The following is an 11,595-nucleotide window of genomic DNA, read 5'->3' as shown; positions in this document are numbered from 1 at the left end:
CCCCACAGTTGGCCTATGCTGCCCAGCATGACGCCGCTTCATACATGAGGGATGCCCGATGTTTTATGTGCAACGCGATGCACAAGGCCTGCTGGTGCGCGTAGAAGCCACCGCCTACGCCGAAGCCACCGAGACCTTGCCGGCCGACAACCACGAGATCCAGGACTGGTTCGCCAACCAGGCGGTAGAAAACAGCCTCAAACAGCTCAAGCAGAGCGACCTGGAGATGATCCGGGTACTCGACGACTTGATCCAGGTGCTGACCAGCAAAGGCGTCATCCGCGTCACCGACCTGCCACCGGCGGCCCAGGCCAAGCTGATGGACCGCACCCAGGCCCGGGAAGCATTGGGTGGGTTGAGCCGGTTGATCGATGATGATGAGAAGGGGTTGATCTAGCCTGCCGCCTGGATTGACGCGTTCCGGGCAGAGCACAAATCCCTGTGGCGAGTTGTCTGGGCGAAAGTCATCGCGAGCAAGCTCGCTCCCACAGTTGATCGGTTTTGATCTCGATCTGTCGGTTCGACGCAGATCCAGTGTGGGAGCGAGCTTGCTCGCGATGGCGATCGTCAATCCACCGCAGGCCTGTCAGCTCGACGCTTGCACTTCAAGCCGATCCATCGCCCGCTCCACCAACAGATGCACCCCATCGGCCATTCGGCTGATTGCCAGGATCACGCTGCGGCGCGAGCCGTCGACGTCATCCGCCAGGTCGGCGGCGATGGCGCTGATGGACAGCAGGTCTTCGGAGGCATTGGCCAGGAGGGTTTCGGTGTCGATGTCCGGGGAGACCATGAAGAGCTGGGCGGTTTGGGGTTTTCCCGAGGCTTCATCGGTTGGTTTGGGATTGAGGTAGTAGTCGAGGGCGCGTTCGGCGGCTTCGTCGAGTTTTTTGGATTTCGAGGATTTTTCGGAGATATTGCCAGGGTTTCCTGGCGGATTCGGAGTGACCTTGAACATAGAGACTTCCTAAACAGTTAAGTGGAAACCGTCACCGTTCGCTTGCACGCGAATAAGGTGGCGGCCGTACGCAGGTGTGCAAGACCGGGCCTGTTTAGGACACCCAGCAGATCCAAGGATCTCCTACGTGCAGCCGCCATAAAGCCAGTAGGCAGAAGAAAGCCCCTGAGCGATGTAGCGTCGCATCCTAAACAGTTTCTTCGGACTTGCACGTCCGTGTCACCGTTTTTTCAGTGACAAACCCAGACTAGTCACGGGGCAGACGCCGGACAAGTTCACCAAGTTCGCCACAACTCGAAGGAAATCTCCTAGGACCTTACTTTCAGAGGGGGTGTATATCCGTTTCTGCGGTAACGGCTACTGGCGGTTCCGCTCTTACAGCGGGTCACTTTTGGAAGAGCGCCAAAAGTAACCAAAAACGCTTTGCCCCACCACTCGGCACCTCGCCTAGGCTCGGTGTGCCCGAACGCAGGCATTGCTCCGTGGGCCGCCGCGAAGGGCCATCCATGGCCCAGCGCGGCTACCTCGGCATCCATGCCGAGGTGCCCACTGCGCAATGCCTGCGTTCGGCCAGCGTGGTTAATGGGGCCCCGAGATCAACGTCCACCACGAGGCGGCCTGAGAGCCGACCTGATTCTGAGTGATCGCGTTTCTCCTGTGGGAGCGAGCCTGCTCGCGATGACGCCAGCACATCCAACACCACCGCAAACTGACCCTTCGCTATCGCGAGCAGGCTCGCTCCCACATAGGTTTGCGGGTGTTCACAACATTCGCACACGATACAAAAACCTGTGGGAGCGAACTTGCTCGCGATGACGCCAGCACATCCAACATCACCGCAAACTGACCCTTCGCCATCGCGAGCAAGCTCGCTCCCACAGTTGGATCGGAGTATGGCCGGAGAACCAGGCCGGCTGTCAGGCCGCCTCGCTTCGGCTTTTGATCTGGGGGCCCCGTTAACCACGCTGGCCGAACGCAGGCATTGTGGAGTGGGCATCCCGGCATGGATGCCGGGATAGCCGCGCTGGGCCATGGATGGCCCTTCGCGGCGGGCCCACGGAGCAATGCCTGCGTTCGGGCACACCGAGCCTAGGCGAGGTGCCGAGTGGTGGGGCAAGACCTTTTGGTTACTTTTGGGGCGTTTGCCAAAAGTGACACGCCGTAAGGGCGTAACCGCCAGTGGCCGTTACCGCAGCAATGGATATGTACTCGGTCAGAAGGTCACCAAACTCACCCCCACCGCCGAGGCTCCCCAACCAACTGCCCCTGCACCCCAAACAACCCCATCTCCCGAATCACCGCCAACTCCCCTTCCGTCTCAACCCGCTCGGCAATCAACGGCAGGTCAATACTATGAGCAGCACGCTGGATCGCTTCAATGAACAAGCGCTTGTCACTCTCCTGATCAATGGCACGGATATAACTGCCATCGATTTTCAGATAGGCCAACCCCAACCGCGACAAGTTGCCGATCATGCTGAACCGTCCACCGAAACGCTGCAGACTCAGGGAAAAACCAAGCTCGCGCAGGCGCCGGGTCAATTGCTCCAGGACGGCTTGCTCCGGCAATTGCTCTTCACCGATCTCCAACGTCAGGCGCGGCCCGAGGTTGGAATGGGCGCGCAGGATTTCAAAGATCCCGTTCAGTGCCTGAGGATCGGCCAGGGTCGCCGAGGACAGGTTTAGCGCCAGGGATTGTTCGTGCCCGGTCATTTGCTTGAGCACCTGTTCGAGCATCAAGCGATCCAGCCGCGCGGTCCAGCCGAAACGCTCCAGCCACGGCAGGAAGCGCCCGGCAGGGATGGTCTGGCCCTGCTCGTCCAGCAACCGCGACAGCACTTTGTAATGCAGTACTACTTGGGTGTCCCGGGCCGCCACCACCGGCTGGAAGTACAGCTCGAAACGCTGATGATTCAAGGCCTGGTCGAGCAAAGTGTGCCAGGCATGGTGATCATCACCTACGCTGGCCACCGCACTGTGTTCCAGGCAGGCCCAACCCGGTTCGCCCTGGCTTTCGGCCTGGGCCAGGGCCTGGTCGCCGAGCTGGAGCACCGCTTGCGGCGAATCACCATGGACGAACGGCGCCAGCCCGATGGAAGCCACTGACGCCACGTCAGTCGCGCCGGTGGCGTGCAGGCTCGCCAACGCGGCTTCGAGGTTCTGCGCCAGTTGCAGCGCTTCCTCGCGCACCAGCCCAGGTGCCAGCACCGCGAACTCACCACCGCGAATACGCGTGACCAGGTTATGGGTTTCCGGATACCGCGCGCATTCGCGCAGCAATTGCTCGCCCACCGCCTGGAGCAACTGGTCGGTGCGCTGCCCGCCCAGCCGCTGGTTCAAACCGGCCAGGTCCTTGACCCGCAGCAACAGCAGATAACCGGAACTGGCCTGCTCCGGGTTGCTCACCCGGGCATTGAGCTGCATTTCGAAATAACGCCGGTTAGCCAAGCCCGTGAGGTTGTCCTGATAGGACTCGACCCGCAGCTTCTCACTGCGCTCGGCCTGTTCCTGGAACAGAGCCTTGAGCTTCTCGACCATCTGGTTCATCGCCTGCACCACGCGACGCAATTCAGGGGTACGCGGCAGTTCCGGCAGGCTCAAGAACTCACGACGGGCGATGGCGTGGGACTGATGCACCATGTAGTCCAGCGGCTTGAGTTGGCGCCGTAGCAACAAGGCCCCCAGCACCGCGCTCACGGCACCGCACAGCAGCAACCAACCCAGGCTGCCCAAGGCGCTCTGCCACAGCTTGGCGAGGGCGAACATCGGGTGGCTGACCACTTCGACCCGCGCAGCCTGCTCCCAACCGCGGCTGACGATGGCATCGCCGCCCGCTGGCTCCAGGCCAATGAGTTTGACGAACCATTGCGGCACGCTGCCGGCATCCGGAACACCGGTGCGCTCGACGAGGGTCTTGTCGGTCGCCACATCGACCACGCGGATGCTGGCGTAGTAACCGCTGTCGAAAATCGAGCTGACCATCAGTTCCACCATCGCCGGGTCGTCGATGTTCGGCGTCAGCGACAACGCCAGCGCCGTGGCCGCGTCCTGGGCGTGGGAGCGCAACTGGTTGACGTACTGGGCCCGCGAACTTTCGAGGCTGACCATGAAGCTGCCGCTGAAGGCAACCACCAGGAACAGACAGATAGCGATCAACAGCTGTTTGAACAAGGACATCTGAGCGCGCGCTCCTAGTTAGTCGTCTCGACCGGGAAACCTTCGGCCTGCATTTTTTTCAACACATCCTGCCACCGGGACAGGCGCTTGGTATCACCCACTTTCTTGTTGCCCTTGGCGCCCGGCAGCCACAGCCCTTCGGCATTGAAAGAGTAGACCGGCAGCAGGTCGGTTCGCTGGCTGGCCGGCTGGATGCCGTCGATCAGGCTATCGAGCACCAGCGGCATAGCCTCGGGCGTGGCGTAATAAGTGAGCACCATGTGCGCACGGTTCTGCCGCAGGGCCTTGACGTAGGTGATACGCAGTTTGTCACTGGAGACCCCGAGATGGCGCAGGCTGAAGTACTTGGCGATGGCATAGTCTTCACAGTCGCCAGCGCCCTTCCATAAGGCCTGGATTGGCGTTTCCCAATAATCGACCTCATGCCACAGGTCAATGTCTTCCACGTAGCGCACCTGCTTGTTGAAGAACAGGTTCACCACCTTGAGCTGCTCGAGCTCTGGAACTTGCTTCTGGGTCGCCAACAGTTGCTGCCAGGCGTCGATCCGTTGTTGCCCTTCGCCCAGTGGCCCATATAAGGCTTGCGCCCGCCTGCTGATCTGCGCAAAGTCCCAGTCGGCCTGCAGGCCGCCCAGCATGAGGCCGGCCAGCAACAATGCCGAACACAGCCAGCGCAAGGACCTGAGAGCAGGGGAAGGTGCAGCCAAGGGAATGCGTCCGAAAGGGGCCGTTGGAATTTCGTTGGATGGTGAAGCCTGGCCCACTAAAAGACAATGGCAGGGTGCAATCACCGCAGGCAGACTAAACTTTAGTTCAGAAGCCGGGGCCGAGAGACTTTGACGGTTGGGGAATCTGTAACTAACGTTCGCGTGGATCCAATTTTCGTTACTACCAGTCAGGATGCGTTGTCGTGACACAAAAGCCCAAACCACTCAGCACTATCCAGGTCAACGGGCCCATCCCCGCTTCCCAGGCTCGCTCGATCATCGAAGAGGCTCTGCGTGAGGCTATTCTCGACGGACGCCTGCCCTGCGGCACGGCCCTGCGTCAGCAGGAACTGGCCGATCTGTTCGGCGTGAGCCGCATGCCGGTGCGCGAAGCCTTGCGCCAGCTTGAGGCGCAGTCACTGCTCAACGTGGTCCAGCACAAGGGTGCCGTGGTGGCCCCGCTGATCACCAATGATGCTGTCGAAACCTACGCCTTGCGTTCAGTGCTGGAGTCTTTCGCCTTGCGCCTGTCCATTCCACTGCTCGATGACAGCGACCTGACACTGGCAGCCCAGTACATCGAGCAGTTGGAAACAGAAACCGATCACGCCCAGATCGCCAAGCTCAATCGGCTGTTTCACATGTCGCTTTATCACAAGGCACCCAATAGCAAGCTGCTGGACCTGGTGGAACGCGAGCTCAATGAAGAAGAGCGCTTCTTGCGCTTTCATCTGTCGTCCATGGGCCTGGGCAAGCTGACTCAGGACGATCATCACGCGCTGCTTGAAGCCGCGCGCGCCAAAGACGTCGATAACGCCATTACCTTGCTGGAACGCCACCTGGAAAAGGCCTGTGTCACCATGCGTCGGTATCTGGAACAACAATCGGGCCGATGATCCTGCGCCGGCGGTCCCGCCGGCGTAAAAACTTCTTACATATCCTTGCGACCCACTTCTCGCCTACCTGACGCGACCAAACCGTGGCGGCGATGCGGCGCCCCATCAGTTCAATGGCACTGCCATCGATTTGGGCTCACTCTTGCGCTTGTCGATTCAAAAACAGACCTGAAGAAGTCAGCGCCTGGCGATAGACCAGGCGAATCGAAGCCAATACGCAAGGAGCGTCGCCCACTGGCGGGATGATCGGATGTCCGACCGGTGTCCCTCCCTTAAATCACAAACTTCTTAATCCCCTGATCTCTGAAGTGCTCCGAGTGAGGCATTCACTCGAACTATTCGATTCTGATACCCCTAAATCGGAAGGAGCTTCTTCGCCTGAATAAAACTTATATTAAAAGTTTTAACAGGCCACTTCGCGCCCAATAAATACACCACTTTAAATAATAAAAAAACTTCTTGCCGCTTACTTGTTTTGTGTATTAGTTTTTTATTCGCCGGGTTGTTATCGACCGTTTCCGTTTTCGGCCAACGCTTCAGAATCAAGCACTACAGGCTGGCGACGCGTACTAAAGGCAAACACTTAAGCTACTTGGGTAATTCATGGATTCCGGTTCAGGCGCCCGCTCGCCTTGATAAATAACGGGCAACTTTCCGGACACAACATCATTGATGAGGACGTTCCAATGCAGCCAACCAAAGAACAACTATCTCTGAAAAAACACGAACTTGGCCAACACCCGGTTTTTTCCGAAATAACATCAATCGATCTGTTACGCCGCTTTATGGAAAGCCATGTGTTTGCCGTGTGGGACTTCATGTCACTGACCAAACGGCTGCAACGGGAACTGACCTGTGTGCACCTGCCCTGGCTGCCGCCGGCAGACCCGCACGCGGCACGCCTGATCAACGAAATTGTCTTGGGCGAGGAATCGGATGACCGCCCTGGAGCAGGCTACTGCAGCCATTTCGAACTGTACCTGGATGCCATGCGCGAGGTCGGTGCCGATACCCGCGCCATCGAGCAATTCATCACCCTGCAAAAGGAAGGCGTCAGCCCCGAGACAGCGCTGGAGAGTGTCGAAGTAGAACCGGCGGCGGCACGCTTCGTCCGCCAGACCCTGCACACCGCCCTGCACGCCCCGGCCCACAGTGTAGCCGCCGCGTTCGTGCACGGTCGCGAGAGTGTCATCCCGCAAATGTTCCAGCGCATGCTGGACGCCTGGGGCATTGGCCTGGACCAGGCGCCGACCTTTCGTTACTACCTGCAGCGGCACATCGAAGTCGATTCCGAGGACCATGGCCCGGCAGCGGAAAAACTGTTGGCCCGACTGATCGATGGCGACCCGCAGCGCGAAACCGAGGTATTGGCCGCCGCCCTCGCCGCCGTCCACAGCCGCGCGGCCCTGTGGGATGGCTTGCGCCAGAGCATGGCCCAACCGGTTGCGCAGGTGACGCCATGAACGCCGTCGAATACCAATCCTTCGCCGACGCCTGGGAAAGCCGCGCCACCATCCGCACCCGACCACGGCGCCGGGTTGAGGACGACGACAAGCTGATCTTCCCCATGAGCCGTCAGCCACTGGTGCACAGCCAGACCTTTCTCAGCCACTGCCCGCAGCTGCGCGACTTTGTGCTGGTGCAGAGCCTCTACAAGTTCATCAACGATGTGGTGATTTTCGAGACGGAACTGGTGGACCACACCGCCCGCCGCATCGCCAAGAACAGCTTCGGCATCGAGTTCCCCTTCGCCTGCCGCTATGACGCGATGACCGTGGTGGTCGACGAGGATTATCACGCGCTGGTGGCGATGGATTTCATGCAGCAGACCATCGACATGACCGGCATCGCCCCGATCCCATTGCCTACGCAGATCGAGCTCAGCCGCGCGATACCCGCGACCCTGGCCCAGGCGCCGGAGCATTTGCTCAGCGCCGTGGAGCTGATCTGCATCGCCATTGCCGAGAACACCGTGACCAACGAAGTGGCGGCTTTCGCCCGGGATGATTCGGTCAAGGCCTCGATCAAGGGACTGATGGCCGACCACTTGCTCGATGAGGGACGACACTCCGGTTTCTGGACCCGGCTGGTGCAGATTTACTGGCGCACCGCGCCCGAAACAGACCGTCAAGTGCTCGCGCAATTGATGCCCGGTTTCATCGCCCAGTACCTGGCGAGCGATCTGCAACAGGCGTTCGATTTCGAGTTGATCGCGCACCTGCCCGTCGACGAATCGGTGCGTCAGTCGTTGCGTGAAGACGCCAGTGCGCTGGCCTATCCCATCAATCGTTTCCATCCGTTGGTGGGCAATATCACGCGCTTTTTGCGCGGCAGCTCAATGCTCGCGTCCCCCTGCGTGCGCGACGCCCTCGCCGATTACTTGACCCCATGAGGACACTTCGATGAGACGCCTCGAAATTGCAGTGTCTGGCGTAAGCCAGGCCATGGTCGAACTGGCTCGGGAACTGGAACTGCACGGCCACGGGGTCGTGGTTCCTGGATCGTCGGCCAGCCACGGTGCCGTGGATTTATTGATTGAAGACGGTACGGTGCCGAACACCCTCCCGGCCCGGATGCACCTTCAGGTGCGCGTGGCCTTGCAGGTTGTGCCCGGCCAGGCATTGCCACAACCGGTGCTGGTTTTTCGCGACGCCGTGCAGCAGCTGTTAAGCCGGGAAGTCATCGCGCCGCAACCCTGCGGCAATGGTCAGTCCTTGCGCCTGCGTACGTTGGCGGCGGTGGTCGAGAACGGCGCACGCCTGGTCAGTCAGTTCTCCCGGGATGAAACCTGCTTCGATCACTGGCCGACGATACAGGCGCAGATGACCGAGCAGCCTTGGCTCGGCCTTGATGCGCTGGAGCCGCTGGCCTTCGAGCACCGCTTCAACCGGCCAGCGGTGCCCTGGCTCTTGGCCGCGGCCGAGGTGCCGGTGATGCATAGCATCGAACAGCGCATGCTCGATGAGGCGACTCAAGCGGCCCTATGGGTCGATGGGCAACTCACCGACTACAAAGCCTTGCGCAGCCTGGCGCTGAGGTTGCAGCAGTCGGTGCTGGCCATGCTGCGGGAAGCCTCCGACCACCCGCTGGTGATCGGCGTGTGCCTGCCCAAGTCCGCGCCGCTGTATGCGGCAATCCTGGCAGTACTGGGTTGTGGGGCTGTGTACCTGCCGCTCGACCCGCAGCACCCGGCACAGCGCCGGCGCTTTATCCTGGAGAACGCCAAGGCGGACCTGTTGCTGCATGACGGCAACACCGACCTGGGCGACCTCGTGCTGCCGACGCTGGATGTGCATCGGCTGCCGACGCCCCAGCCCGGCATCCCGGTCTCGCTGATCCGTCGCGTGGTGGACATCGACGAACCGGCCGTGGCGATCTACACCTCCGGCACCACTGGCCAGCCCAAAGGCGTGTTGCTCAGCCATCGCAACCTCAGCCATTTCTGTGCCTGGTACGGCGATTACGTCGGGTTGCAGCGCGACAGTCGGGCGCTGCAGTTTTCCACCATCAACTTTGACGCCTCACTGCTGGATATCCTGCCGACCTTCATCCAGGGCGCGTTGCTGGTGGTCCCCAGCGAAGACCAGCGGCGCGATCCGCAACAACTGGTGGAGCTGATGGGCGCGCAGCAGGTGACCCACGCGTTCCTGCCGCCGGCGCTGCTGAGCGTCATGCCACTGGACGCGCCGATCGGCCTGGCACACCTGATCACCGGTGGTGATGTCTGTGAGCCGTTCGTGATTGAACGGCTGGCACCGCAATGCAAGTTCCACAACATCTACGGGCCGACCGAAACCACGGTACTGGCCACCACCCGGCAGTTCAGCGTCGGCGACAATAACCGCAACCTCGGCGTGCCCATCGCCAATGGCCGGGTACTGATCCTGGACGAACAACTGCAACCCGTACCGCAAGGCACGCCGGGTGAGCTGTACATCGCCGGGCCGGGTGTCGGCCTGGGTTATCTGAACGATCCGGGGCTGACCGCGAACCGCTATCTCAACCTGACGCTGCCCGCCGGGCAAACGCTGCGGGTCTATCGCACCGGCGATATCGGCCAGTGGACCGACAGTGGCATTGAACTGAGCGGACGGCGTGATAACCAGGTGAAGATCCGCGGCTTTCGGGTCGAACCCGAGGAGATCGAGCATTGCCTGCGCGACAGCCAGTTATTTCGCCAAGTCGCGGTGGGCATCGATGAACGGCGGCGGATCCTGGCGTTCCTGGTTCACCCCCGGGAAGACCGGCCGGGCACCGCCCTCCAGGCCCTGCGCGAGCACGTGCAAAACACGCTGCCCAGCTACATGCACCCGGCGGCCTACGTCGAGTTGCCCAGTCTGCCTTACACCAGCAATGGCAAGGTCGACCGTCGGGCCCTGCTCGCCACGGCGGTGCAAGTACAAGTCGGCAGCCAGCGACGCCAGCCGCAGAACGCCCTGGAAAAGCAGTTGCAGCAACTGTGGGCCGAGCTGCTGGAGCTGCCAGTCGAAGACATCGCCACCGACGAGAGCTTCTTCAACCTCGGCGGGCATTCGATCCTGCTGTCGCAATTGCTGCTGGGCATCCGCGAGGCCTTCGGGCGCAGCTTGTCGATCAATCGGTTCATCGAAGCACCCACGCTGATGACCTTGGCGAAGTTGCTGGACGGACCAGAGCAAAGCAGCACCTCGGCCCTCAGCCCCCAGGCCTTCATCGACGCCGAAGCCGAGCTCAACCTCGATCCGCTGCCCATCAGCCAGTGTGGTGATGTACACAAGGTGGTGGTGACCGGCGCCAACAGCTTTCTCGGGGTGCATATCGTCGAGGCGTTGCTGGATTGGGGCGCCACCGAAGTTGCGTGCCTGGTGCGTGCATCCGCGGGGCAAAGCGCGGCCGAGCGCTTTGCCCAGGCCTTGCAGGACAATCGCCTGACCCACCTGGATCTGAGCCGCGTCAGTGTCTACGCCGCCGACATCACCCAGCCGCAATTGGGTTTGCCGGATGACGTCTACACCCGCATCGATCGCACCTTCGGCGCACTGGTGCACAACGCTGCCCACGTCAATCATGTGCTCGACTACGAGTCTTTGGCGCGGGACAACGTTGAGCCGATCTTTGAATGCCTGCGCCTGTGTGAAGGGCGCAGCAAGAAAATCTTCAACTTCGTCTCCACGCTTTCGGCGTCCAGTGCCCTGGATGCCGACGGCCAGGTGCTCGAACAGCCCGCCGCCAAGACACCGCCGATCTACATCAAGAACGGCTACAACCTGTCCAAATGGGTGGGCGAACGAATCCTGCAGCGGGCCCGCGAGCGCGGGGTGTGGGTCAATCTGTTCCGCCCCGGCAACATCAGTTTCAACAGCCTGACCGGGGTTTGCCAGCCCCACAAGAACCGCTTGATGCTGATGCTCAAGGGCTCGATCCAGTTGGGGCAGGTGCCAGACCTTTCCCTCAATTTCGACCTGATGCCGGTGGATTTCCTGGCGCGCTTCATCGCCTTCCACGCCAGCCGCTACCAGCCAACGCAGGCGGTATTCAACCTGCACAACCCCGAGCCGTTGAGCTGGGATGCTTATGTGGCGTCGTTCCGCGACAGCGGCCGGGAGTTTTCCCTGGTGAGCGTCGCCGACTGGCAACAGCAATTGGGCCGGGTAGACGCCGACAACGCGCTGTTTGGCGTGCTGGGTTTCTACCTCAACGGCTTCGAGGAAGACATCGGTGATATCTCGCTGATCAGCCACGACAACGCCCGTGCCGGCGTGCGGCAGATGGGTGCCCGCTACCCCGAGAAATCCCCGGCCCTGCTACGTCGCGGCGCCGACTACCTCAAAGCCATCGATTTCATTTGAACCACCCAACCCAAAGCAAGGAGCAAGAC

General features: G+C 61.0%; 8 protein-coding genes. 5 read left to right on the top strand and 3 right to left on the bottom strand.

The features are described from left to right. Window positions 1–58: 58 nt before the first annotated feature. On the top strand, window positions 59–397 hold the full coding sequence (locus J9870_RS00865; RefSeq protein WP_003196545.1) for a hypothetical protein: 339 nt from the start codon (window positions 59–61) through the stop codon (window positions 395–397). Between the two features lie 189 nt (window positions 398–586). Here J9870_RS00865 and J9870_RS00860 read toward each other — a convergent pair whose 3' ends face one another. The 3 genes from J9870_RS00860 to lapG form a co-directional block, all read right to left on the bottom strand. Beyond that, a complete protein-coding gene (locus J9870_RS00860; protein WP_210642283.1) occupies window positions 587–958 on the bottom strand; it encodes a DUF6124 family protein in 372 nt (123 codons plus the stop codon). Window positions 959–2,188: 1,230 nt separating this feature from the next. Then, window positions 2,189–4,135 carry a cyclic di-GMP receptor LapD gene (gene lapD, locus J9870_RS00855; RefSeq protein WP_210642282.1) on the bottom strand — a complete coding sequence of 649 codons (1,947 nt, stop codon included), beginning with the start codon at window positions 4,133–4,135 and terminating at the stop codon, window positions 2,189–2,191. Window positions 4,136–4,149: 14 nt separating this feature from the next. Next, window positions 4,150–4,773 (bottom strand): cysteine protease LapG, encoded by a 624-nt coding sequence (lapG, locus tag J9870_RS00850; protein ID WP_246883131.1) that lies wholly within the window; start codon window positions 4,771–4,773, stop codon window positions 4,150–4,152. Window positions 4,774–5,045: 272 nt separating this feature from the next. Here lapG and J9870_RS00845 point away from each other — a divergent pair, with 272 nt between their 5' ends. From J9870_RS00845 to J9870_RS00830, 4 genes are all read left to right on the top strand, one after another. Then, entirely contained in the window at window positions 5,046–5,738 is a 693-nt protein-coding gene (locus J9870_RS00845) for a GntR family transcriptional regulator (protein WP_210642280.1), read from the top strand. 686 nt (window positions 5,739–6,424) lie between these two features. Then, a complete protein-coding gene (locus J9870_RS00840) occupies window positions 6,425–7,201 on the top strand; it encodes a DUF3050 domain-containing protein (protein ID WP_210642279.1) in 777 nt (258 codons plus the stop codon). After that, the gene (locus tag J9870_RS00835) at window positions 7,198–8,130 is read left to right on the top strand and encodes a diiron oxygenase (protein ID WP_210642278.1); all 933 of its coding nucleotides are present in this window, start codon (window positions 7,198–7,200) and stop codon (window positions 8,128–8,130) included. The genes J9870_RS00840 and J9870_RS00835 overlap by 4 nt, the downstream gene beginning before the upstream one ends. A gap of 10 nt (window positions 8,131–8,140) precedes the next feature. Further along, window positions 8,141–11,566 (top strand): non-ribosomal peptide synthetase, encoded by a 3,426-nt coding sequence (locus J9870_RS00830; RefSeq protein WP_210642277.1) that lies wholly within the window; start codon window positions 8,141–8,143, stop codon window positions 11,564–11,566. Window positions 11,567–11,595 lie beyond the last annotated feature (29 nt).

This window comes from Pseudomonas sp. Tri1 (genome assembly GCF_017968885.1).
Taxonomy (GTDB): domain Bacteria; phylum Pseudomonadota; class Gammaproteobacteria; order Pseudomonadales; family Pseudomonadaceae; genus Aquipseudomonas.
Note: the sequence above shows the minus strand (reverse complement) of the source record. Positions and strands in the feature narration are given on the sequence as shown.